This is a genomic window from Amorphus coralli DSM 19760 (assembly GCF_000374525.1).
Taxonomy (GTDB): Bacteria; Pseudomonadota; Alphaproteobacteria; order Rhizobiales; family Amorphaceae; genus Amorphus; species Amorphus coralli.
On record NZ_KB894570.1, the window covers coordinates 145,693 to 170,795 of the forward strand.

The following is a 25,103-nucleotide window of genomic DNA, read 5'->3' on the forward strand; positions in this document are numbered from 1 at the left end:
GTGGGCGCATGGTGCGCCTCCGCAACAAGGTCGGGGTTCCACCCGCCGGTTCTCGGTCGAGTTCCCATGTCCAATCCCGAAGCGACGCACCTGATCGACGATACGCTCGCGCGTCGCAACGCCCTGCTGCTCGCCGCCGCGCAGGCCACCGGCGGCGCGATGATGCCGATTGCGATCGCGACGGGGGGGCTGGCGGGCTTTTATCTGCTCGGGGACGACAAGTCGCTTGCCACCCTGCCGGTGACGACGCTGGTGCTGGGCACGGCATGCGGGACCGTGCCGGCGGCGCTGCTGATGCGTCGCGTCGGCCGTCGTCCCGGCTTCATGGTCGGGGCCGGGATCGGCGTGGCGGGAGGGATCGCGGCCTGCCTCGCGGTCCTGTCCGGCGTGTTCCTGTTCTTCTGCCTCGCGACCTGGCTGACAGGCTTCGCGGGCGCCTTCGTTCAGCAATACCGCTTCGCCGCCGCCGATACAGCCAGCGCGGCGTTTCGGCCGAAGGCGATCTCCTGGGTGCTCGCCGGCGGTGTGATCACCGGCGTTGTCGGACCGCAGACGGTGATCTTCACCCGGGATCTGTTCTCGCCCATCCCCTTCGCTGGCGCCTTCGCTGCCCAGGCCGTGCTCTGCCTGGTCGCGATGGTCATCCTCGCCTTCGTGTCGATCCCGAAGCCGGTGAAACCGACCCACGCCACCGGGGGCGGCCGATCGCTGCCGACCATTCTGGCCGAGCCGCGCATTGCGATCGCGGTGCTCTGTGCCGTGGTCAGCTACGCCCTGATGAGCCTGGTGATGACGGCCGCGCCGCTGGCCATGGTCCAGTGCGGCTTCTCCGAAGGCCAGGCGGCGCTCGGCATCCAGTGGCACGTGATCGCCATGTTCGCACCGAGCTTCTTCACGGGCACGCTGATCGCCCGCTACGGCCGCGAGCGGATCACCGCGGCCGGTATGGCCCTGCTCCTTGGTGCAGGCATCGTCGCCCTCACGGGCATCACGCTCGCCCATTTCTGGATCGCTCTGGTCCTGCTCGGCCTCGGCTGGAATTTCGGCTTTATCGGCGCGACGGCGATGCTGACCGATGCCCAGCGTCCGGAGGAACGGGCGAGGGTGCAAGCGGCAAACGACTTCATGGTCTTCGGCGTGGTTGCGGTCGCCTCGTTCTCGTCGGGCAAGATCCTGAACGCCGCGGGCTGGGAGTCGGTGAACCTGACACTGGTGCCCTTCGTGGTGCTCGGCTTCGTGGCATTGGCCTGGCTGACGATGACCGGCCGCCACCGCGCGGCGTAACCTCCCGCACGCGATCCCGTTTTGACCACCGAACGGTTGTGGTCTTGACGCCTTTCACCTCCACCGTCACCAATATTCCCGTTCCTGCCGCCGTTCCGGCGAAGCAAAGCAAGAAAAGCAGGGCATTCACGCGCACCGCCCCCCGGGCGGTCTGCGCCTCGGGAGGAGGATGAGAATGGTTGGTGTTCTGATCGTAATTCTGTGCGGGTTGCTTTCGGTGCTCTACGGCATCTGGGCGATCCGCTCGGTGATGTCGGCCGATGCCGGCAGCCAGCGGATGCAGGAAATAGCCGGAGCCATCCAGGAAGGCGCACAGGCCTACCTGACACGCCAGTACACCACCATCGCCATTGTCGGCGTCGTGATCTTCATCATCGTTGCTTTGCTGCTCGGGGTGACCGTCGCCATCGGCTTTGCCATTGGAGCGATCCTGTCCGCCTTTGCGGGCTTCATCGGCATGCTGGTCTCCGTCCGGGCCAACGTACGCGTGGCTCAGGCTTCCAGCCGCAGCCTCGCCGCCGGCCTCGACATTGCCTTCAAGTCGGGGGCTGTTACCGGCATGCTGGTGGCCGGCCTCGCGCTCCTGGGCGTCGCGGGCTACTACCTGATCCTCACCGCCGGCATGGGCTACTCGGTTGGCGACCGGTTGGTGATCGATGCGCTCGTTGCGCTCGGCTTCGGCGCTTCGCTGATCTCCATCTTTGCCCGTCTGGGCGGCGGCATCTTCACCAAGGGCGCCGATGTCGGCGGCGATCTCGTCGGCAAGGTTGAGGCCGGCATCCCGGAGGACGATCCGCGCAACCCGGCTACCATCGCCGACAATGTCGGCGACAATGTCGGCGACTGCGCCGGCATGGCCGCCGACCTGTTCGAGACCTATGCGGTGACCGTTGTCGCGACGATGGTGCTCGCGGCGATTTTCTTCGCCGGTACCGACACGGTGGGCGCTGCGGCTCTCTATCCGCTCGCCATTGGTGGCGCCTGCGTGGTGACCTCCATCATCGGCACCTTCTTCGTGAAGCTCGGTGCCAAGCAATCCATCATGGGGGCGCTCTATCGCGGCTTCATCACGACGGCGGTTCTGTCCCTGATCGTGCTTCTGCCGGTGACCTGGTTGGTCTTCGGTAGCCTGACGACCGAACTGACCACCGCCGGTGGCCTCGCCTACACGCCGCTCGCGCTCTACTTCTGCGGCATCGCCGGCCTCGCCGTGACCGGCCTGATCGTCTGGATCACGGAGTACTACACCGGCACCGGCTTCCGTCCGGTCCGCTCCATTGCGGCCGCCTCGCAGACGGGCCACGGCACCAACGTGATCCAGGGGCTGGCGATCTCGCTGGAGGCGACCGCGCTTCCGGCCATCGTCATCATTGCCGGCATCATCGTGACCAACGCGCTTGCGGGCCTGTTCGGCATCGCCATCGCGGTGACAACGATGCTGGCGCTTGCCGGCATGGTCGTGGCACTGGATGCGTTCGGGCCGGTAACCGACAACGCCGGCGGCATTGCCGAGATGGCCGACCTCCCGGCGGAAGTGCGCGAAACCACCGACGCGCTTGATGCCGTCGGCAACACCACCAAGGCCGTCACCAAAGGCTACGCTATCGGCTCCGCCGGTCTCGGCGCCCTGGTCCTGTTCGCTGCATACAACCAGGACCTCCAGTACTTCATCGCCAACTCCGAGGAGTATCCGTACTTCCAGGACATCGCGGCCGGCTCGCTCGATTTCTCGCTGGTCAACCCGTACGTGGTGGTTGGGCTGTTTTTCGGCGGGCTGCTGCCGTTCCTGTTCGGCGGTATCGCCATGACGGCGGTCGGCCGTGCGGCCAGTGCCGTGGTGCAGGAGGTCCGCCGGCAGTTCAAGGAAAACCCCGGGATCATGGAAGGGACGGTGCGTCCGGACTACGGCCGCGCGGTGGACATGCTGACCCGGGCGGCGATCAAGGAAATGATCATCCCGTCGCTGCTGCCTGTCCTCTCGCCGATCGTCGTCTACTTCGTGGTCTTCGCCATCGCCGGAAAGGCCCATGCCTTCGCCGCGGTGGGCGCCATGCTGCTCGGCGTGATCGTCACCGGTCTCTTCGTGGCGATCTCCATGACGGCCGGCGGCGGCGCCTGGGACAATGCGAAGAAGTACATCGAGGACGGCAACTACGGTGGCAAGGGCTCCGAGGCGCACAAGGCCGCGGTCACCGGTGATACCGTCGGCGATCCCTACAAGGATACGGCCGGACCGGCAGTGAACCCGATGATCAAGATCACCAACATCGTGGCCTTGCTGCTCCTGGCGGTACTGGCCCACTGATCAGGGCGCCTGCCCGCACACCAAAACGCCCGCGACCGCATCGGCCGCGGGCGTCTTTGTTTCGCATTGGCTGCGTCAAAGGGTCGGACGCAGCACGCCCTTGAGAACCTGCGACACAAACCCGAGATCTTCACCCGTGGTCGGCGTCTTGCGGGCGATGTAGTCGAAGACCTTGCCGTCCTTCAGGCCGTATTCGGCGATCTCCTGCACCCGGCCGTCGGAATCGAAGTAGACCGCGAGGATGCGGCGATCGACGGTGCGGGGATTGAGGAAGCGGACCGGTTGCAACTCGGTCTGCGAGATGTAGTAAAACACCTCATTGTTGGTCACGCCCTTGGTGGATGGAGTGCCGAGAGCCAGTTCGACCTGTTCGCGGCTGGCGCCGACAGGCGCCTGGGCCAGCTGCTCCTGGGTGATCTTCTGTCCGTGGACGAAGGTTTCCGACGTGCCGCAGGCGGACAGGCCCACGACGAGGAGAAGCGCCGCGAGGCTGGCCCGGGTGAGGGGCATCGCCTTCGGCGCGAAACGATCGGCCCCTGAGCGGGCTTTGGATGTGGTGCGCAAGATCGGGTCCATTCGGGTCCGGGCAGCGTCCGTAGCGGCACGTGAACGAAGCATGGTTTTCGGTTTATTCAATCGTCACAAGGGTGTTGAGGTCGACGGTCTGTACCGGTCGATCGTGGCACAGGCGCGGCATCCGGTCTTTTATCGCGACTGGTCGGTCGCCGATACCGTCGATGGCCGTTTCGAGATGCTTGTTCTTCATCTCGTGCTAAGCGTCGAGCGTCTGCGGGGCGAAAACCGGGCGATTTCCCCAGCGGGACAGGCCGTTTTCGATCTCTTCCTGAAGGATATGGATCGCTCCCTGCGCGAGATGGGCGTGGGCGATCTGTCCGTCGGCAAACGCATGAAAAAGCTCGGCAAGCAGGTCTACGGCCGATTCGATGCCTTCGGCCCCGCGCTTGCCGCCGGCGACAGGCAGACCCTGGCAGAGGCCATTGACCGCAATGTCTTCGCCGGTGATCCCAAGCCCGACGATGCGAACCGTCTTGCCGGCTATGCGTTGACGGCGGCGGAGCAATTGGCATCGCAGTCGACTTCCGATATCGAGTCGGGACGGGTCAACTGGCCCGAACCGGACCAAACAGAACGAGGCATCGACGGATGACGGGGACCTTTCCGCTCAGCCATCCGATTTCCGTGGACGACGTGTCGCCGAGCGGCGAGACGATCACGTTCCGGGCAGGGGAAGGCGAACTCGCCGCGCTTGCCGAGGCGTTCGACGTGGCGGAGCTGACGTCGCTGGAAGCGGCGCTGACGGTGAAGCCATGGCGTCGCGACGGCCTGTCCGTGGCCGGGACGGTGACGGCGACCGTCACCCAGCCGTGTGTCGTGACGCTGGCGCCGGTGGCCCAGACCGTGTCGGAGGACATCGATCTCCGGTTCCAGCCGGCCTCCCGCATGCGCCGTCAGGACGACGAAATTTCCGTCGATCCGGATGCTCCCGATCCGCCGGAAGTCTTCGATGGCGACTCGCTCGACCTCGGCGCCATCGCCGCGGAACATGTCGCGCTTGGTATCGACCTTTATCCGCGTGCCCCTGGTGCCCGCTTCGAACCCGTGGTCGAAGACGAGGAGGAAGAGGACGAGGAGCCGTCGCCCTTCGCGGTTCTGGAACGTCTCAAGCGCGGCGAAACCGAATGATGCGGCCTGTCATCGGGCCGGAGAATGTGGTTGTACGGAAAGACGAAACGGGTATTGTCCTGCGGCCGCTCGGCACGCCCTTTTCGTCGGGCCTTCAGGTCCGGCAAGCCAGAAGCGAGGAGCGCGGTTATGCGCGCGACCACCACCGGCAGGAGTTCGGCGATCGGTTCGGCCCCGTGCCTGTCCCAGGCTCCGCTGACAGCAGTTGGCGCCGCGCATGAACACAGACCCTAGGTCCAACAAGCAAATGGCGAAAAGCGTCACGCTCTCGATCGATGCCATGGGCGGAGACGGTGGGCCCGAGGTAATCCTTCCCGGCGCAAGCATCGCTCTCCAGCGGTGCCCTGACATCAGGTATCAGATCTTCGGAAAGCTCGAGGAAGTCGAACCGATCCTCGACACGCTGCCGGAGTTGAAGGCGGTCAGCGGCGTCCATCACTGCGAGATCGCGGTGTCCATGGATGACAAGCCGAGCCAGGCGCTGCGCCAGGGCCGCTGGAAGTCTTCCATGTGGAAGGCGCTTGAATGCGCCAAGGACGGCGACGCCGGCGCGGTCGTTTCGGCGGGCAACACCGGCGCGCTGATGGCGATGGCCAAGTTCTGCCTGCGTCCGATGCCCGATATCGAACGACCGGCCATTGCCGCCATCTGGCCGACCATGCGCGGTGAATCCATCGTGCTGGACGTCGGCGCGACCATCGGCGCGGACGCCCAGCAGTTGATCGACTACGCCATCCTCGGCGGCGCCATGGCCCGAGCCGTTTTCGGCATCGAACGGCCGAGCGTCGGCCTCCTCAATGTCGGCGTCGAGGAGGTGAAGGGGCTGGAGGAGATCAAGACCGCCGGCCGCATGCTGCGTGAGCACGACCTCGCGTCCATCGACTATTTCGGCTTCGTCGAAGGCGACGACCTGGGCAAGGGCACGGTCGACGTTGTCGTCACCGAGGGCTTTTCCGGCAACATTGCGCTGAAGACCGCCGAGGGCACCGCCCGGCAGATTTCGCAGTATCTGCGCTCGGCCATGAGCCGCACCATCCAGGCGCAGCTCGGCTATCTCCTGGCCCGGCCGGCCTTCGACCGGCTGAGGGAGAAGATGGACCCGCGCAAGGTGAACGGCGGGGTGTTCCTGGGCCTCAACGGGCTCGTCATAAAGAGCCACGGCGGCACTGACGCGGAAGGCTTCGCGGCGGCCGTCGAACTGGCCTACGACATGGTTCGAAACGACCTGATGAACCGTATTTCCACGGATCTGGAGGCCTATCATGCCTCCGGCGCGGCCGTCCTCGCCGACCGCGGAAAGGAGACCGCGAAGTGAGTTTCACCCGTTCGGTGGTGCTGGGCTGCGGGAGCGCGCTTCCCGATCGCGTGCTGACCAACGCGGATCTCGCGGTCATGGTCGACACCTCCCACGAATGGATCCTGCAGCGCACCGGGATCAGTGAACGGCGCATCGCGGCGCCCGACGAGACCACGTGCGATCTGGGCCTTCGCGCCGCGCAGCGTGCACTCGTGGATGCGGGTCTCGCGCCGCAGGACATCGACCTGATCATTCTCGCGACGGCGACGCCGGACAACACGTTTCCCGCCACGGCCGTCTCCATCCAGGAGCGCCTCGGCATCAACACCGGCATGGCGTTCGACCTGCAGGCGGTCTGCTCCGGCTTTGTCTACGCGCTGACCACGGCTGACGCCTATCTGCGCAACGGTCTCGCGCAGCGGGCGCTGGTCATTGGCGCGGAGACCTTTTCCCGCATCCTGGACTGGGAGGACCGGACGACGTGCGTGCTGTTCGGCGATGGCGCCGGCGCGGTCGTTCTGGAGGCGCAGGAGGGGACCGGCGCCGTGTCCGATCGCGGACTGCTGGCCAGCAAGCTGCGCTCCGACGGGCGCCACAAGGAAAAGCTCTTCGTCGACGGCGGCCCATCCTCGACACAAACCGTCGGTCATCTGCGGATGCAGGGCCGCGAGGTCTTCAAGCATGCCGTCGCGATGATCACCGACGTGATCGAGGCGGTGTTCGAGCAGTCCGGCATGACGGCCGAGGACATCGACTGGTTCGTGCCCCACCAGGCCAACAAGCGCATCATCGATGCCTCGGCTCGCAAGCTCGGCATCGCCGACGAGAAGGTGGTTTCCACCGTCGACCGGCACGGCAACACGTCGGCCGCGTCGATCCCGCTGGCCCTTGATGTCGCCGTCAAGGACGGCCGGATCAAGCGCGGCGATCTGGTGCTTCTGGAGGCGATGGGCGGCGGCTTTACGTGGGGCGCAGTGCTTCTGCGCTGGTGAGCGTAACATAAACGTCGCAAGGGCGGTTTCTAATACCGGCCATGGACTTGCGTAGTTGACCGGGGTTTCCCGGCGCAATACCGTTAACAGGTCTGTCGGGGGGCCTGTCGCCGTCCGACCTTATCCTTTTTCGGCGAGGAGGCCATGGCGGGACGGACCGTTACGCGGGCGGACCTGTGTGAGGCTGTTTATCAGAAGGTCGGTCTCTCCCGCACGGAGTCGGCCGACCTCGTGGAAATGGTCATCCGGGAAATCGCCGAGACGCTGGTCGATGGGGAGACCGTCAAGCTGTCCTCGTTCGGGACCTTCACCATCCGGGAGAAGGGCGAGCGGGTCGGCCGCAATCCCAAGACCGGCGAAGAAGTGCCGATCGCGCCGCGTCGTGTGATGGTCTTCAAGCCGTCCAACGTGCTGAAGAAGAAGATCAACGACGCGCTCGCACCGGAGCCGGTGGCAGAGTAGGCGGTTGCGTCCGCTCGGACTCTCGCACGCGCGCTCGGGCCCGGATTTCCTTCCATTCGACAGGCTGGTCGCGATCCTGCTGCAGGGGTTGCCCGCCGGTGGTGCGTCCGGGCTTGCGTTCGTCGCCGGATAAGGCTTTAGACTCAGCCGAGTGGGCGATTCAGCTCATGCGGGCGGAAGGACCTCGACGGTGAACGCTCTGGAATCAGTCAGCCGAAGGCGGAGCCCGTGAGCGCTGGTAGCGATCAGAAGGGACCGGAAGCCTACCGGACCATCAGCGAGGTCGCGGCGGATCTCGACCTGCCGCAGCATGTCCTGCGCTTCTGGGAAACCAAGTTCGGCCAGATCAAGCCCATGAAGCGGGCGGGTGGCCGGCGCTTCTATCGTCCGCAGGATGTGGACCTGCTGCGCGGCATCCAGCATCTCCTTTATTCCGAAGGCCTGACCATCCGCGGCGTGCAGAAGGTTCTGCGCGAACAGGGGTCGAAGCATGTCGGGGCGATCGGGAGGGGGGAGGCCGATGCCGCCACGCCGGTCTCTGCGCCGCCACCGAAGCTCAAACCCGCCCGGTTCCGTGAAACGCCGGTGGACGAGGCACAGGCCTTCTTTCCCTTTTCCGACGAGGCCGACGAGCCAGCGGAGGCGGCGCCCGTCCCGGCGCAGCCGCGCCCGGCGATGCTCAAGCCTGTCGATGGTGAATTCGATGACGAGGATGCGACGCCAACGGCCTATGCAAAGCGGCGTCGCGAGGTTCCGCCCGTGAGCGAAGGTTATGAGACGGACGAAGCGCCCGCCGCTCCGCGCAGGGAACCGGCCGCACCAAGGAGCCAGCCGCGCATGAGGGCCGAAGAGTCGGCACCCGAGCCCGCGCCCATGGTGGAAGACGAACCGCTGCCGAAGGGGATCCTGCCGGAGGACGCGGCACCGACACCGGATGCGGAAAGCCATCACTCCGGCTTCCGCTTCCTTGATCGGCTGAAACGGGAGGCGCACCCCTCCCGGACGGTTCCCGGCGAGGGCAACCTGTCGCGCGAGGACGTGCGCGATCTGCAGGCAGCGTTGTTCGAACTGCTTGAGTGCAAGCGGCTTCTGGATCGCACCCGCTAGGCCGATGGGCGGCGCGTCCGGCCGCGCACACGGCGGTTCGACGGCGCACCAGATCGACCCGCGCAAAAAAAAAAGACGGCGAAGCCCCCAGCCACACCGTCCGAGTTGCGCAGGCGCGTGGCGGCTGGACCGCCGCGCGCCAGAGCGGACAGCGGGACAGTGCCACCGTCGCATGACGTCGCAATGACGGCTTCGCAGCCACGCGTTGCGGGCAAGGATGCGATGGAAAGACCGTCAGCGCAGGATGGCGGACCGGCTGACGCGCGGCCTCGTTGCAGGCCTGGCTGACCGCGCCTCCCGTGCTCGCAGGTCCGCGCTCCAACCGAACACCAGCACGGACACGAGCAGGAGCACGGTGCCGGCCGCCGCCGCCGGGAAAAACAGGCTGCTCTCCAGGATGTTCATTAGCAGGATGCCTGTAATCAGGCAGGCGACACCGTAGACCGGTGCAGCGGCTCCGATGGTTTCCCGCGTTCCCCGGAAAATACGGCCGAGCGCGACGATCAGCGCAGCCAGATAAACCAGAACCGCTATCACCCCCGCCAGCCCGAGCTGGATGGCGAGATCCAGGTAGCCGTTATGGGACTGGTTGTAGCGCAGCATCAGCTGGTAGAGGCCGGTCCACCAGCCAACCTTGTCGCGCAGCGGATGCGCGTAGTCCGGCACCGACCAGTGCGCACCAAACCCATCGCCAACGAAAGGCGCTTCGGAAATGTAGTAGAGCGCCACGCGCCAGAGGTCGGTTCGGCCAGTGAAGCTGGCATCGCCGCTGCCGAGCTCCACCCAGTTCGCCAGCGACAGGTCGAGCGCGCCGCTAATGAAGAATGCAGCCGACAGCGCTGCGGCAATCAATGAAACGACCAGTGCGGTCGATCCGCGCCCGGCGCGCAGCAGGATCAGCGCCGGGAGGATGCCGACAAGCGTGATGGCGAACACGCCGATGCTGTTCTTCGACTGGGTGAGAAGCAGGAAAACGCTACCGGCCACGAACAGGCCAGCGAGCGCCAGCCGGACGAGCGGATTGCGGGCAACGAAGATCTGCGGCCCGATAAAGGCCAGCGCGATGAAGGCGAAGATGCCCGCCATGTTCTTGTGCAGATGAATGGCGGCGAGTCCGATCGGGGTCCAGCTGCGGCCGGGAGCAACGACCGTGGCGATGAGGTCCACCGAGAGCGCGGCGGCGCAGGTTGTCGCGCAGACCGCGAGGAAGCGATCGGCGGGGCGGATCCAGGCCACCGCCGCCACGGCAATGGTGAAGTAGATCCAGTAGACGAACGTCCGGCGAATGGTGAGGTCGGGAAAGCGCGACCAGACCACCGAAGCGGCCATCAGGCCCAGCACGATCAGTATCGGCCAGCAGGCCTTTAGCAGCTGCAGCACCCGGTAAGGGCGCGCAAAGCACAGCACCAGCGCGACGGCGAACATGGACAGAAGGAGGAGCCGGCGGCGTGGGTCTCCGTCGGCCGACACGCCGCTGCCGCCTTCCAGCCGCATGAACGGGTAGATTCCGATCAACTCGTAGACGAGCAGGGCGGCGAGGAGGGCCGTGGCCACCCACGCAAGGCCGGTTTCCAGCCGTTGCGCGGCCCGGCTGCGCGCGGACGGAGCAGTTGGCGCGCCCGGCTGGATCAGGCCGCTGGCAGCGCGGACCGCTGGCGCCGGTCGTGGTTTCAGGAAGGGAGAGGGTCCCGCAAGGGGGCGCGGTTTCATCGCCGGGACACGAACCTCGATCTTTTCGGGCTCGCCGACGGTAGTGGAAGGGCGCGCGGTGGCCAAGCCGGGAGCATGTCCGACGCACGCATGCGGGGGAGGAGCCGTCACCGGCCTCTGCACGCTATCGTATGTGTACGGGAGAAGAAGTGGTCGGAGCGGCGGGACTCGAACCCACGACCTCCTGCGCCCCATGCAGGCGCGCTACCAGGCTGCGCTACGCTCCGACGGTGCACGCTCAGTATCTGTTTGGCGGCCCGTGTTCAAGCGGCAAACGGAGGAGAGGAACAACTCTTCCTCTGAATCGGTCGGATGCGGCCGGCGGTGTTAACGGAGGCCTTACGGTTGGTGAGTCACTCTGGCTGCGTGGAGGACATTCGCAGCCATGCGCCTACCGGCCCCGATCACTGATTTCACCTCCGACGACGCGCACCGCCCGGCAGCGGGTCTCCTGCGCCGGCTGCCGTCGCTAGCGCTGACGGTCCTGGGGCTTGCCGCCTTCTTCGCGCTGGTCACCGCTCTGACCGCGCCGACCGAACACAAGGCCCGCATCGCGCTGTGGATTGCGCCGGGCGCTCCCCAGTCTCTCGATGCCGTTGCCATTGCCCCGCTTGCCGAGTCAGCGGCCCTGAAGGCCGCGACGCTCGCCGAGCTCGGCCGCCATCACCGCGAAGACCGCCTCCGTGCGGCGCTTCCGGCGCTGTCGCCTGCCGATCCCTTTGCCCGATTCGGCGCACTCATCGCGCCACCGGCCCGTTCCTCCGACGACCGCCTCGTTGCCGGCCTGTCGCGCCGCCTCGACGTCGAGGCGACCAGCCGCACCACGCTCGTGGTCTCCGTGACGGCCCGCGATGCGACGATTGCGGCCGATGCCGCGGGCGCCTTCGCCGCTGACCTGTCCACCCGGCTGGAGCGCGCCCTCGGCGCCCGCTCGCCCGTTCGTGTGACCGGACGGTCTGTGGAGGCGATCTCGCGCATCGATCCGACCACCATCGGCATTGCCGGCGTCTTCATGTTCGGTGTGGCCGCCTCCGCTGCCTTCCACCGCAGGGGGCGCGCGGTGGTCAAGCTGCGCAAGCCCGCGCTGCCGGTCACCGCGTCGCTGCCGTCGGCGGGGGCGGAATGGATCGTGACCCGCCGCTCCAGTGAAAATGACCGCTTTCCCCGTCGGGTCGGCACGAGCCGGCACGAAGAGGCGCTCTCGTCGGCGGTGTGGCAGGCACTCGCCGCACGCGAAGAGGCCCCGAAGCGGCTCGTCGTCACCGGCACCCGGGAAGGCCGCGAGCACCTGGCCAGCAACCTTGCCGCCGAAGTGGCCCGCTCCGGCGGTCGCGCGCTCATAGTCGACCTTGCCGACGATCTGGCATCTTCCGTCGAAATCATCCGCGCCGGTTTCCGCGATCTCGCCGCCGGCACGGTGTCCTGCGATGCCGCGATCGTTCGCAACGCGTCTTCGGGCGTGCACTTCATGTCCAAGGGATTTGCCACTGCCGAGACCAGCGATGAGATCGAGGCTGGCGAGGAAGCGCTTGCGGCACTCGAGGCCGCCTACGACCTGCTGATCATCCTTGCCGACGAGGCGAGCGAGGCCGATCCGCTCGAGGCGATGGCCTATCGCGGCGCAGTCGCCCTGATCGTTGCGCACCGCTCCGACGCGCGCATCTGGCCGCGGCTCGACGGGCTCGCCGCCTGTGGCATCGCCGATGCACTGTTGTGCCCGCTCGATCCGGGCACGGCGTCCATCGACCTGGTCTGACGCCGGCTCGCAGCCCGGGGGGCGTCAGGCGTCTTCGGGATCCGGGCGCGCCATCCAGCGGATCAGCAGACCGGCGGGAACGATCCAGGCCAGCCCGGCAATCCCGTAGTAGATGGTTTGCACGAGCGTCGAGGCGTCGGCGAAAAACAAAGCGCCGATCATCATCGCCAGAAGCGCATAGACGATCACGTAGACCGCCATCACGGTCGTGCCGATCAGCTTGCGTAGATTCTGGCTCATTCCTGCTCCTGCCTGTAGCGCCGAAGGCCCCGGTTCGTCGTCGCGACCCGGCACTGACCATGTTGCGGGTCGCACGGGCAGCATCGATGCGTCCGCTGGACGCACGCGACCGTTCCGTTTGCGGCAAATCCGACCGGGTGATCTATATCCCGCTGCAAACCAACGGCGAAAGGGCAGGCATGTCCGAAGTTTCCATCCCCCACGACCGGCAGTCCGGCGGGCTCGGCGCGATCCGGGTCTGGCTCCTCTGCGTTGCAGCGCTCATCGTTCTCATGATCGTCGTGGGCGGGGCGACGCGGCTCACCGATTCAGGCCTGTCCATCACCGAGTGGAAGCCGATCCATGGTGTGGTGCCGCCGCTCAACGCCGCCGAATGGGAAGAGGAGTTCGCCAAGTATCGGCAGATCCCCGAGTACCAGTTGATCAACAAGGGCATGTCGCTGTCCGAGTTCAAGGAGATCTTCTGGTGGGAGTGGGGGCACCGCTTCCTCGGCCGCTTCATCGGTGTCGCTTTTTTCGTGCCCATGGTCTGGTTCTGGGCACGCGGTCAGGTGCCGGGCTGGCTGAAGCCCCGGCTTGTCGTTCTCCTGGCGCTTGGCGGGCTGCAGGGAGCCGTTGGCTGGTGGATGGTGGCGTCCGGGCTCGTCGACCGCGTGGACGTCAGCCAGTACCGGCTGGCGACGCACCTGACGCTGGCCTGCGTCATCCTCGCCGCCATTGTCTGGACCGCGGAAAGCCTGCGGATTCGGGCACGAGAGAAACTCGATCCGCTGCCGGGTGGTCTGCGCACCGCGGCGCGGGTGGGCGTGGCCCTTGTGCTGCTGCAGATCTTTCTCGGTGGGCTCGTCGCAGGCCTCGACGCGGGTTTCGCCTACAACACCTGGCCGCTGATGGACGGAGCGCTGGTGCCGGCGGGGTTGCTGTTCCAGGATCCGTGGTGGATCAACGCCTTCGAGAACACGTTGACGGTCCAGTTTGACCATCGGGTGGTGGCCTACCTGCTGCTGGCGTTCGTGGTCTTTCAATGGTGGCTGGTCAACAGGCGCGCCCCGGGCTCTGCGGCATCGCGTCGGGTGACGGTGCTGGCCAGCCTCGTCGTTCTGCAGGCGGCCATCGGCATCGTCACCCTGGTCACGGTCGTGCCGCTCGAACTCGGCCTGCTTCACCAGTTCATGGCGGCCGTGGTGCTCTGGAGCGCCATCGCGCACGCACGCTGGACCAGCGCGGAGACCGATGCCGCCGCGGCCTCGGGACTTGTCGCGCCTCGCTAAGCGACGGCCTGATCCCCGGACAGAAAAAAGGCCGCGCCCCTTTAAGAGGCGCGGCCAACGCTTTGACTGACCGGGCGATTCAGTCCCGCTCGTGTGCGATCAGGCCTATTTCGACAGCGCCTGGTCGAGATCGGCGATGATGTCGTCCGCATCCTCGATGCCGATGGAAATCCTCACCACGTCCGGCCCGGCGCCGGCAGCGACCTTCTGGTCGTCGTCCAACTGGCGGTGCGTGGTCGAGGCCGGATGAATGACCAGCGAGCGCGTGTCGCCGATATTCGCCAGGTGCGAGAACATCTGCACGTTTGACACCAGCGACACGCCGGCGTCGTATCCGCCCTTCAGGCCGAACGTGAACACCGCGCCGGCGCCCTTCGGGCAGTAGCGCTTGGCGAGTGCGTGGTACTTGTCGCCCTCAAGACCCGGATAGCTGACCCAGGCGACGGCCGGATGGCCGGCCAGGAATTCGGCGACCTTCTGCGCGTTGTTGGAGTGGCGCTGCATCCTCAGCGGCAGGGTCTCGATGCCCGTCAAGATCAGGAAGGCGTTGAACGGCGACAGGGCCGGGCCAAGATCGCGCAGGCCGAGCACGCGGCAGGCGATGGCGAAGGCGAAATTGCCGAACGTCTCGTGCAGCACCATGCCCTGATACTCCGGGCGCGGCTCGGAGAGCATCGGGTAGTTGCCGCTCTCCGACCAGTTGAACGAACCGCCGTCCACGATGAGTCCGCCGATGGAGTTGCCGTGGCCACCGAGAAACTTGGTGGCCGAATGCACGATGATGTCGGCGCCATGCTCGAACGGCCGGACTAGGTAGGGCGTCGCCATAGTGTTGTCGACGATAAGCGGCACGCCGGCGCGCTTGGCGATCTTGGAGATCGCCTCGATGTCGACGACAACGCCGCCCGGGTTGGCGATCGATTCGATGAAGATCGCCTTGGTCTTGTCGGTGATGGCGGCCTCGAACGACGAAACGTCGTCGGGATCGGCCCACTTCACGTTCCACCCGAAGCTCTTGTAGGAGTGGGTGAACTGGTTGATCGAGCCGCCGTAGAGCTTGCGCGATGCCACGAACTCGTCGCCCGGCTGCAGAAGGGCGTGGAACACCAGCACCTGGGCGGCATGGCCCGAGGCGACGGCCAGCGCCGCCGTGCCGCCTTCGAGCGCCGCAACACGCTCTTCCAGAACCGCGTTCGTCGGGTTGGTGATGCGGGTGTAGATGTTGCCGAAGGCCTGCAGGCCGAACAGGGAGGCAGCATGATCGACGTCGTCGAAGACGAAGGACGTCGTCTGGTAGATCGGCGTCGCACGCGCGCCCGTGGTCGGATCGGGCTGGGCTCCGGCATGAATGGCGAGCGTCGAGAATCCGGGCTCGTGGGCGTCGGACATGCGATTTCTCCCTGACTGTTTGTCGCGCGGGTATCGACGCGGGCCGCCGGTGGCATGAGCCGGAACCGGGCCGCGGTCGGTGCGGAGCGCGTGTGGACACCAACGCCGGAGTTTTCGCCTACGGAAAGGCCGGGGTCAAAGCCGAAGACGTTTGCGCGCGGGGCGCTCGGGGAAATGGCCTGCCTTTCGGCGATGCCGATCGGGGAATGGGCTTCCGGCGTCAGTCGTCCCGTTTCAGCCCCAGGTGCTGGACGCCGCCCATGCGGGCCGGCCGCTTCGCCGAGATCGTGCGCGAGTTTACGCCCGTCCACGAGATCTCGCCGCACAGCCGCGCATACTCGATCTTCGGGCACCGGTTCATCACCACGGCGATGTTCTCCGCCTCCAGCCGTTCCGCGGCTGCGTCGTTGCGGATGCCGAGCTGCAACCAGACGACCTTCGGACGGGTGGGAAGGGCCAGGATCTCGTCGACGACGCCTGGAACCGCCTCGGACGCCCGGAAGACGTCGACCATGTCGACGGGCTCGGGGATGGCAGCCAGGGAAGCGAACACCGGCTGGCCGAGGATTTCCTTGCCGGCCTGGCCAGGATTGATCGGCAGCACCCGGTAGCCTTTCGCCAGCAGGTATTTCTGCACGAAATAGGAGGGCCGGACGGTGTTGGCGCTGGCGCCGATCACGGCGATGCTCGACACTCCGTTCAGAACCGCGCGGATGTAGGTGTCGCTGTACCGGTCATGATCGACCGGGCCGGCGAGAGGCGATGCGCTGTCGGTCATCTGCGGATCAGCGTCCCTGCCACTCGGGATCGCGCTTGCCGACGAAGGCGGTCAGGCCCTCGTGGCCGTCCGACGTCATCAGGTTGTCGACCATCACCGTCGAGCAGTGGGCATAGGCGTCCCGCAGGCCCTTCTCGATCTGCGTGTAATAGGCCTCCTTGCCCATTTGCAGGACGAGCGGCGACTTCTCCGCGACCTTGTCCGCCAGGGCCATGGTCTCCTCGGTAAGGCGCTCCTCCGGCACGACGCGATTGACGAGGCCGATGCGGAGCGCGTGCTCGGCGTCGATCAGGTCGCCGGTCATCAACATCTCCAGCGCCGCCTTGCGGTCGACAACGCGCGACAGCGGCACCATCGGCGTGGAGCAGAACAGGCCAAAGGTCACGCCGGTTGTGCCGAACCGGGCTTCTTCGGCGGCGACCGCCATGTCGCAGGCGGCGACGAGCTGGCAGCCGGCCGCGGCCGCGACGGTGCGCACCTCGGCAATGACGGGACGCGGGTTGCGGGCGATCCCGTACATGAGCGCCGAGCACTGGTCGAACAGGCGCTCGAAGTAGCCGCGGCCACCGTCCTCGTCGTCATAGTGGGCCGTCATGGCCTTGAGATCGTGGCCGGCGGAAAAGGCGGGCCCTTCGCCGGCGATCACCACGCAGCGGACCGCGTCGTCGTCGGCGGCGCGCTCCAGCGCCGCGTCGAGCGCGGCCATCATCTCGGTGGTGAGAAGGTTGCGGCGCCTGGTGTCGCAAAGCGTCAGCCGTCGAACCCGGCCTACGGTCTCCTCGCGCACGAAATCCTCGGGGGAGGCGGCCTCCGCTTCGGTCGGCTTGGGCTGCGCGCTCATGGCTGGCGTCCTCTCGGGGGCGGGAACAGGAGGGCGCTCCGTGAAACCGGTCAGCGCCCCGCAATCGGACGGTGCCCCGGAACGCCCGGCGTTGCAATATGAGCCACAAGCGGGCCGGATGGCAGGGGCGCGCGAAAACCGCACGGGAGAAGACAGCATGCAGGGTGCCGGCGAGATCGCGGCCTTTCTGGCGCGGGAGTTTCCCGCGGTATTCGGGCCTGAGCGTGGCTGCGTCGTCGATGTCGCGGAGGCGGGAAGGGCGGTCTGCCGCCTCGTCCCCACCGACGATCACCTGCGTCCGGGGGACATCGTGTCGGGGCCGACCATGATGATGCTGGCCGATGCCACGGCCTACGCGGCCCTCCTGTCGGTGTATCCCGGCGCCATCCATGCCGTGACAACCAACCTCAGCATCAACTTCCTGCGGGCGCTCAAGGCGACCCATCCGATCGTGGCTGAATGCGAAATCATCAAGCCGGGCAAGCGGCTGGCGGTGCTGACCTGCGAGGTGCGCGGGAAGGAGAGTGACGAGCCGGCCGCGCATGTGGTCATGACCTACTCGCTGCCGCCCGTCACACGGGATACGGTATTATAATACCAATGGTGCAAGCGTCTGTTTTAAGGGCCTAAATTGGCCAAGACAGCGCTTGACGCGCGCGCCGAACCCGCTTATGTCAGCCTCCACTCGCCTGAAATGGCTGTCGTCGTGACGGTCGGTGCTCGCGCCGCCGCCGGGATGGCCGTTTTGCGTGGCGGGACAGATTTCAGGTCTATCCGCGTTCGGCCGGTCCGGATGCGCGGTCGATCCAGGAAGGATGAAGCAATGAAGACTCCGTCGGTAAAACCGGCCGAAGTCGAGAAGAAGTGGATCGTGATCGACGCCTCCGACCTCGTGGTCGGTCGCCTTGCGTCGATCGTGGCCAACCGTCTTCGCGGCAAGCACAAGGCCATCTATACGCCGCACGTCGACTGCGGCGACAACGTCATCATCGTCAACGCCGAGAAGGTTCGCCTGACCGGTCGTAAGTACGAGCAGAAGAAGTATTTCTGGCACACCGGCTATCCGGGCGGCATCAAGGAGCGCACCGCGCGTGCGACCATCGAGGGCCGGTTCCCGGAGCGTGTGGTCGAGGCGGCTGTGCGTCGCATGATCCCGCGTGGCCCGCTTGGCCGCCAGCAGTTCAAGAACCTCTACGTCTATGCCGGTCCCGATCACCCGCACGAGGCCCAGAAGCCCGAGGCGGTGGACGTGGCGGCCATGAACACCAAGAACCAGAGGGAAGCGTAATGTCCGACCAGCTTCAGTCTCTCGAAGAGCTCGGATCGGCCCTCGGCAGCGACGGCGCTCAGGGCGAGGCCCAGCAGCAGCCGGTGCACGTCCAGAAGCTCGACGCCCAGGGCCGCGCCTATGCGACCGGCAAGCGCAAGGACGCCGTCGCCCGCGTGTGGGTGCGTCCGGGCACGGGCAAGATCCAGATCAACAAGAAGGACTACACGGACTATTTTGCCCGTCCGGTCCTTCAGATGGTGATCCGCCAGCCGATCGTCGCCGCTGACCGCGACGGCCAGTTCGACGTCATCGCGACGGTGTCCGGCGGCGGCCTTTCCGGCCAGGCCGGTGCGGTCCGTCACGGCATCTCCAAGGCGCTGACCCACTACGAGCCGGAGCTTCGCCCCGTGCTCAAGCGTGGCGGCTTCCTGACCCGCGACTCCCGCGTGGTCGAGCGTAAGAAGTACGGCCGGGCCAAGGCTCGCCGGAGCTTCCAGTTCTCCAAGCGCTGACCGCGCAGGGAGGGGCACCGTCTCGCCTTTCCCGCCGGATGCAGACATGCGAAAGGGCCCGCCGGCTGGTGGGCCCTTTCCTTTTGGGGTTGGTTGGCGACTGTGCGGCTTCAGCTGTCGCGGCCGGCGTCCAGGCTCGGCACCCATTCCATCGCCCAGTCGCCCAGCGGCTCCAGGTGCTGGAACAGGTCGCGCCCGCTGACGGTCAGGGCGTAGCCATCGTGCGCCTTCTCCACCAGCCCAACCGAGCGCAGCTCCTTCAGGCGGGTGTTCAGCACGCTCGGGGAGGCTGATCCGCATCTCTCCTGCAGGTCCCGGAAGGTCCGCGAGCCGTCGCTCAGATTCCATAAGACTCCCATCGCCCATCGGCGGCTCAACAGGTCGAAGAGCACCATGATGGGCTGGCCACTGCGGGATCCCCGCACCGGGCTGCCGGGCGCCGCGACCGGACGGGCCTCATTATTCACGAGATTTCCTTTGCTACTAAAATGAAAGCGTCGTATTGCTACGAATATCGTAGCGTACGGTGGAGGGGGACGATGCGCAAGGTGGCCGCGGCTGATGTCGGTCTCTGGCTGGCGCTCGCACTGATGTGGAGCTCGTCCTACACGGCGATCAAGATCGGTGTTGCCGCGCTGGATCCTGCCGTCCTCGTGGCCGGACGGCTGCTTGTCGGCAGCATCGTCATCTACGCGGCCCTGCGGATGCGCGGCATGCGGCTCTCGCGGGAGCCGGCCGTCTGGGTGTCCTACGCGGCAACCGGTCTTCTCGGCAGCGCAATCCCGTTCCTGCTGATCACATATGGCGAGCAGTCGGTGGACAGCGGGCTCGCCGCGATCCTCATGGGCACGGTCCCGGTCGTGACACTTCTGCTGGCCGCGGGCGTGGTGCCAAGCGAACGTCTGACGGCGCGGAGCGCGATCGGAGTCGCTGGAGGGTTCGCCGGCGTAATCGTCCTGATCGGGCCGTCGTCGCTGGTGGAACTGGGAGCGCAGCTCAAGGGGCAGGTGGCGATCATCGGGGCGACGGTCTGCTATGCGCTTTCGACCGTCTACATCAGGCGTTTCGTGACGCGGCCGGCGCTGGAAATGGCCGCAGGGTCGCTTCTTGTCGCGACGGTCTTCATGATCGGGATCGTGACGGTGAGCGGAGCCGGCCTCTCCACGTTGAAGCTCACGCCGGCGTCGCTGGGAGTGATCGTCTACCTTGGTCTGTTCTCAACAGCCTGCGCGAACCTGATCTACTTCCATCTCGTGCCCCGGCTCGGGGCAACGCGCATGGCACAGGTGAATTTCGCGGTGCCGGTCGGCGGTGCCGCCTTGGGCGCGCTTCTGCTCGGAGAAAGCCTGACCGCCCAGAAGCTCGCGGCCCTCTTCATCATCGTCGGCTCCGTCTATCTGGGAACGACGCGCGGAAGGGTCCGTCACGCGGCCGCGACGGACAGCGACCGTGTCGGGCAGGAGGCCGCAGAGGAACAGGGCGCTACTCGGTGATGTCCTTGGCGTCGAATTCGGCGCGTTCGAAGATGCGCTCTTCTTCCATGTAGCGGTCGAACTTGTCCTTGCTCAGCTTGCAGCGCTGGGCGTACCAGAACACCGCGATGGCAAGGGCCGTGAGCAGCATCTGGTCCCATCCGAATGGGATGACGCCGATTCCGTTGCCGAAATGGCCGAGATAGGAAATGAGCGCCACGCCGATCACGTAGGGGATCAGCCAGACGGCCTCGGCGAGATCCAGGACGATGTGCTTGCGCCCCATCACCCAGCGGCCGACCGCGAACCAGATGAAGCCGACGAGCAGCGCCAGGCCCAGCCGCCAGATCGTGTCCCAGCCGCTCCAGTAGACCACCAGCGTCGCCACGATGAAGGCGGCCCCGGCGGTCAACTTCACCGCGGGTACTTTGAACGAGCGCGGATGGTCGGGCAGCAGCTGGCGCAGGGCCACCACCGCAATCGGCCCGACGATGAAGGACAGCACGATAGCCGCGCCGTTGAGGGCCACCACCTCGTTGAACGGCATCAGGATGAAGAACAGCGACGACACGACGAAGTTCAGGAGCAGCGCGTAGAGCGGCACGCCGCGGCTGGAGATCTGCATGAAGAAGCGCGAGAAGAAGCCGTTCTGCGCCAGCGCCAGCGCCAGTCGGCCGTTGGAGCCGGACGACACGAGGCCGGCGGCGAAGGTCGAGGCCACCGCGCCGACGTTGAGAAGGCTCACCAGCCACAGCATGCCGATGGCAGAGGCGATCGCGGCCATCGGGCCGAGCTGGTGGCCGAGCGAAAGATTCTTCCAGCCGTTCGCTACCTGGTCGGGCTGGACCGCGCCGATGAAGGCGGTCTGAAGCAGCGTGTAGAGCAGGAAAGCGATGCCGACGGCGAGAAGCAGCGCAGCGGGAATCGTGAATTTTGGGTTCTTCGTTTCACCGGCCATGTCGATGGCGTGGCGGAAGCCGATGAAGGCGAAGATCACGCCGCCGCTGGAGACGGCCGCCAGTATGCCCTGCACGCCGTAGGGCGCGAAGCCGCCAGTCGTCTCGCTGGTGAAGTTGCCGCTGTCGAAGATGGTCACGATGATCACCCCGGCGAGCAGCAGCGGGATGCCGATCTTCGCCCAGGTGAGGGTGGAGTTCAGGTAGGCGAAGAACTTCACGCCGGCGGCGTTGATGAGGGTGAAGACCAGAAGGAGCCCGGTGCAGATGGCAATGCCCCAGCCCGACAACGTGCCGGTTCCTTCGCCCACGTAGAGCCAGTCGGCGTGCGGGGCGAGGTAGTGGAGCATGGCCTCCACCTCGATCGGCGCGGTCGTGTTGTAGCCCACCCAGGCCGACCAGCCCATGGCCATGGAGACGACGTTGCCGTGGCTGAACTGGGGAACGCGCGCGATGCCGCCGGGGACGGGCAGCATGGCGGAGATCTCGGCGAAGGTAACGGCAAGCAGCAGCATGGCGACGGCGCCGATACCCCAAGAAATGAGGCTGGCGGGACCGGCATACTGGCTCGCCTGAAGCGGTGCGAACAGCCAGCCGGATCCGATCATCCCGCTGATGGCCACGAAGGTGAGACCGATCAGACCGATCTCGCGCTTCATATGATGCATCGAAAACCCCCCGGACGCGGTCTCCGCTCGATCGCGACCGCCATATCGTTCCCCTGGCGCAAGCGTACGCGGATTCCGGCTGCCTTGTCAGCGGTTGAAAATGGAAGTCCTTGAAAATCCTTCGCTGTCGCCGGTGCCGTTGTCGGGCAGGGGCAAAGCGGCTACATCAGGTGCGAGTACAGTCCGAACGTCCGAAGAGGCCGACCCCCGATGGCCGACCATGCGCTGCCGCGGCCGACCGACAACGCCTTTGTCGGCGAGTCCGTCTACGGCGGTTCCCATGAAGCGACCTATGCCGGCGTGACATCCTTCATGCGCCGCCGGCTGACGCGTGACCTGACAGGTGTGGACCTGGTGGTCTGGGGCATTCCGTTCGACGCGGCAGTCTCCAACCGGCCCGGTACGCGGTTCGGTCCGCAGGCGGTGCGGCGCGCCTCGGCGATCTTCGACGGCGATCCTCAATATCCATTCCAGGCCGATCCGTTCGAGACGTTGGCGGTCGTCGACTACGGCGACTGCGCGCTCGACTACGGCTACCATCAGGAAGTGCCCGGCGAGATCGAACGCCAGGCCGGTGCGATCCTCGATGCCGGCTGCCACCTGTTCTCCATTGGTGGCGACCACTTCGTCACGCTGCCACTGCTGCGCGCCCATGCCGCCCGGCACGGGCCGTTGGCGCTCGTCCAGTTCGACGCCCATCAGGACACCTGGCCCGACCGGGCCGGCCGGCTCGATCACGGCAGCTTCGTCGGCCGTGCGGTCAAGGAAGGGATCGTCGATCCCCAGCGCTCCATCCAGATCGGCATCCGGACCCATGCGCCGGAAACCTTCGGCATCGAGATCATCGGCGGTGACGACGTCGAGCGCCTTGGCGTGGACGGCGTGACCCATCGCATCCTCGACCGGGTCGGCACTGGCGCGGCCTACATGACCTTCGACATCGACTGCCTCGACCCGGCCTTTGCGCCTGGCACCGGCACGCCGGTTGCGGGCGGCCTCACCAGCCGGGAGGCGATGATCATCCTGCGCGGCCTGGGCGGGCTGGAGTTCGTCGGCGGTGACGTCGTCGAGGTTTCGCCGCCCTACGATCATGCCGACATCACGGCCATCGCCGGGTCGACCGTCGCCATGTCCTATATCGGCATGCAGGCGCAGCGACGACGAGACGGGGGCGCGCCGCGCACCTGACGCGGGTTTTGACGACCCGGATACGACGCGACGCGCCCTGCCGCCGGTCTCTAACCATCCTCACATGTTCCGTTGCGCCCGTTGCGGGTGCCCAGCCTCCAGGAGGCCCTTCATGTCCAAGACCATCAACGTCGCCATTCTCGGTGCGTCCGGCTACACCGGCGCTGAGCTCGTCCGGCTCCTGCTGCGGCATCCGACTTTCCGGATCGCCGCGCTATCGGCCGACAGCAAGGCCGGCCGTACCATGGCGGAGGTCTTTCCGCAGTTCGCCGGCGTCGACCTGCCGGTGTTGAAGAAAATTGGCGAAATCGATCTCGGTGGTATCGACGCCGTCTTCGGCGCGCTTCCGCACGGCACCACCCAGGAGGTCATCTCCGACCTTCTGGCGCGCAAGCCGGACCTGAAGATCGTCGATCTCTCAGCCGACTTCCGGCTCGCCGATCTGGACGCCTATGCCGAATGGTACGGTCATCCGCACAAGGCGCCGGCGCTCCAGGAGGAGGCCGTCTACGGTCTCGTCGAGGTGCACCGGGAAAAGATCCGCGGCGCTCGGCTGGTGGCAAACCCGGGTTGCTACACAACGACGGCCGAACTGCCCGTCATTGGCCTTCTGGAGGCCGGTGCCATCGATCCCGACGAGATCGTCATCGACGCCAAGACCGGCATGACCGGTGCCGGCCGGGCGGCCAAGGAAGGCATGCTCTTCTCCGAAGTCTCGGAGGGCATCCACGCTTACGGCGTCGGCAAGCATCGGCATATGGCGGAGCTCGACCAGGAGTTCGGCGTGGCAGCGGGCAAGCCGGTTTCGGCGACCTTCACGCCGCATCTCGCGCCCATGAACCGGGGCATCTATGCGACGATCTACGTGCGCACCATGGGTGGCGGCGACGCCGAGGGGCTGCACGATATCCTGGCACGTCGCTACGCCGACGAGCCCTTCGTCACCGTGCTGCCCTTCGGCCAGGTGCCGCAGTCGCGCCACGTGCGCGGCTCCAACATGGTGCAGATCGGTGTCGTCGCCGATCGGCGGCCGGGGCGCGCCATCGTCATCTCGACGCTGGACAACCTGGTGAAGGGGGCGTCCGGTCAGGCGCTGCAGAACATGAACCTTCTGTTCGACCTGCCGGAGACCGCGGGCCTGGAGCAGGGCGCCCTGTTCCCGTAAGCCGACAGGGCAGGGGCGGCCCGTTGCCGCCCCTCACCGGTATTTTGGCCTGCGCTGCCGGCTTCACAGATGCTGGGCGCGCTCGCCGTCATTGTCCATCAGCACGTAGATGCCCACCGCCAGAATGGTCATGTAGAAACGGAATGCCGGCTGCTGCCCGTTCCAGCTGTGCGATTGCCACATGGCGAACCATTCTCCGCCGATCGCCGTGAACCCGACGAACCAGGTCAGAAAGCCGAGCGTCACGCCCACTGCCGTGTAGGACTTGGCGCGCTGAAAGGCGGCCCGGGAGGACGTCAGCGCCCGCGCCATCGCGAGCGTCGCCACCACGAAGGCCAGGCAGGTGAGGCCCTCTGCAATGATGATCAGCGCATAGGCCGTGCGCTGCGCTTCCTCGCTGCGGATGGCCCGCCAGGTCAGGTTGGAGTCTGGCGGTACCGTGTCCATGGCCAGTACGTGGTGCACGAACATCCAGTTGCTGCCGTAATCGGTCAGGTTTCCGAACGTGGCCAGGAAGGCGAAGACCGCCAGTCCGCCGGTCAGAACGATCTTGGACAGCCTGATCAGGATCATGGGCCCACCCCGGTCGATGGTCTGTTCGCTGCGTCGCACGGCCACTCCGTGCGCGCTCGTCCGGCGCAATACAGCAAACCGTGTGCCAGCCGGCTGCAACGTGCGTCACAGCGAAGACGCTCCGCGTCAAGCACCGCTACGATGCGACGGTCGGTCGGGCGCA

General features: G+C 66.4%; 24 protein-coding genes, 1 tRNA gene and 1 pseudogene. 16 read left to right on the forward strand and 10 right to left on the reverse strand.

Annotated elements, in window-relative coordinates; all coding sequences use genetic code 11:
* The first annotated feature begins 66 nt into the window (after positions 1-66).
* Both C507_RS0100700 and C507_RS0100705 read left to right on the forward strand, forming a co-directional pair.
* Entirely contained in the window at positions 67-1,284 is a 1,218-nt protein-coding gene (locus C507_RS0100700; protein ID WP_018697721.1) for an MFS transporter, read from the forward strand.
* 175 nt (positions 1,285-1,459) lie between these two features.
* Entirely contained in the window at positions 1,460-3,589 is a 2,130-nt protein-coding gene (locus tag C507_RS0100705; protein ID WP_018697722.1) for a sodium-translocating pyrophosphatase, read from the forward strand.
* 75 nt (positions 3,590-3,664) lie between these two features.
* On the opposite strand, the gene C507_RS0100710 is transcribed toward C507_RS0100705, so the two are convergent.
* Positions 3,665-4,165, reverse strand: coding sequence for an outer membrane protein assembly factor BamE (locus tag C507_RS0100710; RefSeq protein WP_018697723.1), 501 nt, complete (start codon positions 4,163-4,165; stop codon positions 3,665-3,667).
* Positions 4,166-4,205: 40 nt separating this feature from the next.
* Between C507_RS0100710 and C507_RS19930 the strand changes: the two genes are divergently transcribed.
* From C507_RS19930 to C507_RS22935, 6 genes and pseudogenes are all read left to right on the forward strand, one after another.
* Positions 4,206-4,757 carry a ubiquinol-cytochrome C chaperone family protein gene (locus tag C507_RS19930; protein WP_018697724.1) on the forward strand — a complete coding sequence of 184 codons (552 nt, stop codon included), beginning with the start codon at positions 4,206-4,208 and terminating at the stop codon, positions 4,755-4,757.
* Positions 4,754-5,293 (forward strand): YceD family protein, encoded by a 540-nt coding sequence (locus C507_RS0100720; protein WP_018697725.1) that lies wholly within the window; start codon positions 4,754-4,756, stop codon positions 5,291-5,293. The genes C507_RS19930 and C507_RS0100720 overlap by 4 nt, the downstream gene beginning before the upstream one ends.
* Positions 5,294-5,540: 247 nt before the next feature.
* Positions 5,541-6,608, forward strand: a complete 1,068-nt coding sequence (plsX, locus tag C507_RS0100725; RefSeq protein WP_018697726.1) for a phosphate acyltransferase PlsX — start codon at positions 5,541-5,543, stop codon at positions 6,606-6,608.
* Positions 6,605-7,582, forward strand: a complete 978-nt coding sequence (locus C507_RS0100730; RefSeq protein WP_018697727.1) for a beta-ketoacyl-ACP synthase III — start codon at positions 6,605-6,607, stop codon at positions 7,580-7,582. The genes plsX and C507_RS0100730 overlap by 4 nt, the downstream gene beginning before the upstream one ends.
* Before the next feature lie 144 nt (positions 7,583-7,726).
* On the forward strand, positions 7,727-8,044 hold the full coding sequence (locus tag C507_RS0100735; RefSeq protein ID WP_018697728.1) for an integration host factor subunit alpha: 318 nt from the start codon (positions 7,727-7,729) through the stop codon (positions 8,042-8,044).
* Positions 8,045-8,272: 228 nt separating this feature from the next.
* Positions 8,273-8,566, forward strand: a pseudogene (locus tag C507_RS22935) (MerR family transcriptional regulator); the annotation flags it as partial.
* 819 nt (positions 8,567-9,385) lie between these two features.
* Here C507_RS22935 and C507_RS0100745 read toward each other — a convergent pair.
* Positions 9,386-10,705 (reverse strand): O-antigen ligase family protein, encoded by a 1,320-nt coding sequence (locus C507_RS0100745; RefSeq protein WP_018697730.1) that lies wholly within the window; start codon positions 10,703-10,705, stop codon positions 9,386-9,388.
* 306 nt (positions 10,706-11,011) lie between these two features.
* Positions 11,012-11,088: transfer RNA gene (locus C507_RS0100750), tRNA-Pro, on the reverse strand.
* Between the two features lie 158 nt (positions 11,089-11,246).
* Here C507_RS0100750 and C507_RS0100755 point away from each other — a divergent pair.
* On the forward strand, positions 11,247-12,617 hold the full coding sequence (locus C507_RS0100755) for a P-loop NTPase family protein (RefSeq protein WP_018697731.1): 1,371 nt from the start codon (positions 11,247-11,249) through the stop codon (positions 12,615-12,617).
* Positions 12,618-12,641: 24 nt separating this feature from the next.
* Here C507_RS0100755 and C507_RS0100760 read toward each other — a convergent pair whose 3' ends face one another.
* The gene (locus tag C507_RS0100760) at positions 12,642-12,857 is read right to left on the reverse strand and encodes a DUF2842 domain-containing protein (RefSeq protein WP_018697732.1); all 216 of its coding nucleotides are present in this window, start codon (positions 12,855-12,857) and stop codon (positions 12,642-12,644) included.
* A gap of 179 nt (positions 12,858-13,036) precedes the next feature.
* Here C507_RS0100760 and C507_RS19940 point away from each other — a divergent pair, with 179 nt between their 5' ends.
* The gene (locus C507_RS19940) at positions 13,037-14,128 is read left to right on the forward strand and encodes a COX15/CtaA family protein (protein WP_156829109.1); all 1,092 of its coding nucleotides are present in this window, start codon (positions 13,037-13,039) and stop codon (positions 14,126-14,128) included.
* A gap of 105 nt (positions 14,129-14,233) precedes the next feature.
* On the opposite strand, the gene C507_RS0100770 is transcribed toward C507_RS19940, so the two are convergent.
* The 3 genes from C507_RS0100770 to C507_RS0100780 form a co-directional block, all read right to left on the reverse strand.
* A complete protein-coding gene (locus C507_RS0100770; protein WP_018697734.1) occupies positions 14,234-15,517 on the reverse strand; it encodes an O-acetylhomoserine aminocarboxypropyltransferase in 1,284 nt (427 codons plus the stop codon).
* 220 nt (positions 15,518-15,737) lie between these two features.
* The gene (locus C507_RS0100775; RefSeq protein ID WP_018697735.1) at positions 15,738-16,295 is read right to left on the reverse strand and encodes a CoA-binding protein; all 558 of its coding nucleotides are present in this window, start codon (positions 16,293-16,295) and stop codon (positions 15,738-15,740) included.
* A 7-nt stretch (positions 16,296-16,302) separates the two neighbouring features.
* A complete protein-coding gene (locus tag C507_RS0100780) occupies positions 16,303-17,136 on the reverse strand; it encodes an enoyl-CoA hydratase (RefSeq protein WP_018697736.1) in 834 nt (277 codons plus the stop codon).
* Between the two features lie 40 nt (positions 17,137-17,176).
* Between C507_RS0100780 and C507_RS0100785 the strand changes: the two genes are divergently transcribed.
* The 3 genes from C507_RS0100785 to rpsI all read left to right on the forward strand — a co-directional run bounded on the left by C507_RS0100785 (position 17,177) and on the right by rpsI (position 18,918).
* On the forward strand, positions 17,177-17,731 hold the full coding sequence (locus C507_RS0100785; protein WP_169508932.1) for a PaaI family thioesterase: 555 nt from the start codon (positions 17,177-17,179) through the stop codon (positions 17,729-17,731).
* Positions 17,732-17,959: 228 nt separating this feature from the next.
* Positions 17,960-18,424, forward strand: a complete 465-nt coding sequence (gene rplM, locus C507_RS0100790) for a 50S ribosomal protein L13 (protein ID WP_018697738.1) — start codon at positions 17,960-17,962, stop codon at positions 18,422-18,424.
* Positions 18,424-18,918: a 30S ribosomal protein S9 gene (rpsI, locus tag C507_RS0100795; RefSeq protein WP_018697739.1), complete on the forward strand. Its 495-nt coding sequence runs from the start codon at positions 18,424-18,426 to the stop codon at positions 18,916-18,918. Before rplM ends, rpsI begins: the two co-directional genes overlap by 1 nt.
* A 110-nt stretch (positions 18,919-19,028) precedes the next feature.
* Here the strand turns inward: rpsI and C507_RS0100800 are convergent, their stop codons facing one another.
* Positions 19,029-19,313 (reverse strand): winged helix-turn-helix transcriptional regulator, encoded by a 285-nt coding sequence (locus C507_RS0100800; RefSeq protein WP_210162082.1) that lies wholly within the window; start codon positions 19,311-19,313, stop codon positions 19,029-19,031.
* 144 nt (positions 19,314-19,457) lie between these two features.
* Between C507_RS0100800 and C507_RS0100805 the strand changes: the two genes are divergently transcribed.
* Entirely contained in the window at positions 19,458-20,411 is a 954-nt protein-coding gene (locus tag C507_RS0100805; protein ID WP_018697741.1) for a DMT family transporter, read from the forward strand.
* On the opposite strand, the gene C507_RS0100810 is transcribed toward C507_RS0100805, so the two are convergent.
* Positions 20,401-22,014, reverse strand: a complete 1,614-nt coding sequence (locus tag C507_RS0100810; protein ID WP_156829111.1) for an APC family permease — start codon at positions 22,012-22,014, stop codon at positions 20,401-20,403. The two genes, C507_RS0100805 and C507_RS0100810, sit on opposite strands and share 11 nt — an antisense overlap.
* A 210-nt stretch (positions 22,015-22,224) precedes the next feature.
* On the opposite strand from C507_RS0100810, the gene speB reads away from it, so the two are divergent.
* Positions 22,225-23,202, forward strand: a complete 978-nt coding sequence (speB, locus tag C507_RS0100815; RefSeq protein ID WP_018697743.1) for an agmatinase — start codon at positions 22,225-22,227, stop codon at positions 23,200-23,202.
* 112 nt (positions 23,203-23,314) lie between these two features.
* Positions 23,315-24,367, forward strand: a complete 1,053-nt coding sequence (argC, locus tag C507_RS0100820) for an N-acetyl-gamma-glutamyl-phosphate reductase (protein ID WP_018697744.1) — start codon at positions 23,315-23,317, stop codon at positions 24,365-24,367.
* 63 nt (positions 24,368-24,430) lie between these two features.
* Here the strand turns inward: argC and C507_RS0100825 are convergent, their stop codons facing one another.
* The gene (locus C507_RS0100825) at positions 24,431-24,979 is read right to left on the reverse strand and encodes a DUF2165 family protein (RefSeq protein WP_245559629.1); all 549 of its coding nucleotides are present in this window, start codon (positions 24,977-24,979) and stop codon (positions 24,431-24,433) included.
* Positions 24,980-25,103 lie beyond the last annotated feature (124 nt).

What these genes read in the sequence shown, in the direction of transcription:
- C507_RS0100700 (WP_018697721.1), top strand. Translation starts at nt 67, where the DNA reads ATGTCCAATCCCGAAGCGACGCACCTGATCGACGATACGCTCGCGCGT.
- C507_RS0100705 (WP_018697722.1), top strand. Translation starts at nt 1,460, where the DNA reads ATGGTTGGTGTTCTGATCGTAATTCTGTGCGGGTTGCTTTCGGTGCTC.
- C507_RS0100710 (WP_018697723.1), bottom strand. Translation starts at nt 4,165, where the DNA reads ATGGACCCGATCTTGCGCACCACATCCAAAGCCCGCTCAGGGGCCGAT.
- C507_RS19930 (WP_018697724.1), top strand. Translation starts at nt 4,206, where the DNA reads ATGGTTTTCGGTTTATTCAATCGTCACAAGGGTGTTGAGGTCGACGGT.
- C507_RS0100720 (WP_018697725.1), top strand. Translation starts at nt 4,754, where the DNA reads ATGACGGGGACCTTTCCGCTCAGCCATCCGATTTCCGTGGACGACGTG.
- plsX (WP_018697726.1), top strand. Translation starts at nt 5,541, where the DNA reads ATGGCGAAAAGCGTCACGCTCTCGATCGATGCCATGGGCGGAGACGGT.
- C507_RS0100735 (WP_018697728.1), top strand. Translation starts at nt 7,727, where the DNA reads ATGGCGGGACGGACCGTTACGCGGGCGGACCTGTGTGAGGCTGTTTAT.
- C507_RS0100755 (WP_018697731.1), top strand. Translation starts at nt 11,247, where the DNA reads ATGCGCCTACCGGCCCCGATCACTGATTTCACCTCCGACGACGCGCAC.
- C507_RS0100760 (WP_018697732.1), bottom strand. Translation starts at nt 12,857, where the DNA reads ATGAGCCAGAATCTACGCAAGCTGATCGGCACGACCGTGATGGCGGTC.
- C507_RS19940 (WP_156829109.1), top strand. Translation starts at nt 13,037, where the DNA reads ATGTCCGAAGTTTCCATCCCCCACGACCGGCAGTCCGGCGGGCTCGGC.
- C507_RS0100770 (WP_018697734.1), bottom strand. Translation starts at nt 15,517, where the DNA reads ATGTCCGACGCCCACGAGCCCGGATTCTCGACGCTCGCCATTCATGCC.
- C507_RS0100775 (WP_018697735.1), bottom strand. Translation starts at nt 16,295, where the DNA reads ATGACCGACAGCGCATCGCCTCTCGCCGGCCCGGTCGATCATGACCGG.
- C507_RS0100780 (WP_018697736.1), bottom strand. Translation starts at nt 17,136, where the DNA reads ATGAGCGCGCAGCCCAAGCCGACCGAAGCGGAGGCCGCCTCCCCCGAG.
- rplM (WP_018697738.1), top strand. Translation starts at nt 17,960, where the DNA reads ATGAAGACTCCGTCGGTAAAACCGGCCGAAGTCGAGAAGAAGTGGATC.
- rpsI (WP_018697739.1), top strand. Translation starts at nt 18,424, where the DNA reads ATGTCCGACCAGCTTCAGTCTCTCGAAGAGCTCGGATCGGCCCTCGGC.
- C507_RS0100800 (WP_210162082.1), bottom strand. Translation starts at nt 19,313, where the DNA reads ATGGTGCTCTTCGACCTGTTGAGCCGCCGATGGGCGATGGGAGTCTTA.
- C507_RS0100805 (WP_018697741.1), top strand. Translation starts at nt 19,458, where the DNA reads ATGCGCAAGGTGGCCGCGGCTGATGTCGGTCTCTGGCTGGCGCTCGCA.
- C507_RS0100810 (WP_156829111.1), bottom strand. Translation starts at nt 22,014, where the DNA reads ATGCATCATATGAAGCGCGAGATCGGTCTGATCGGTCTCACCTTCGTG.
- speB (WP_018697743.1), top strand. Translation starts at nt 22,225, where the DNA reads ATGGCCGACCATGCGCTGCCGCGGCCGACCGACAACGCCTTTGTCGGC.
- argC (WP_018697744.1), top strand. Translation starts at nt 23,315, where the DNA reads ATGTCCAAGACCATCAACGTCGCCATTCTCGGTGCGTCCGGCTACACC.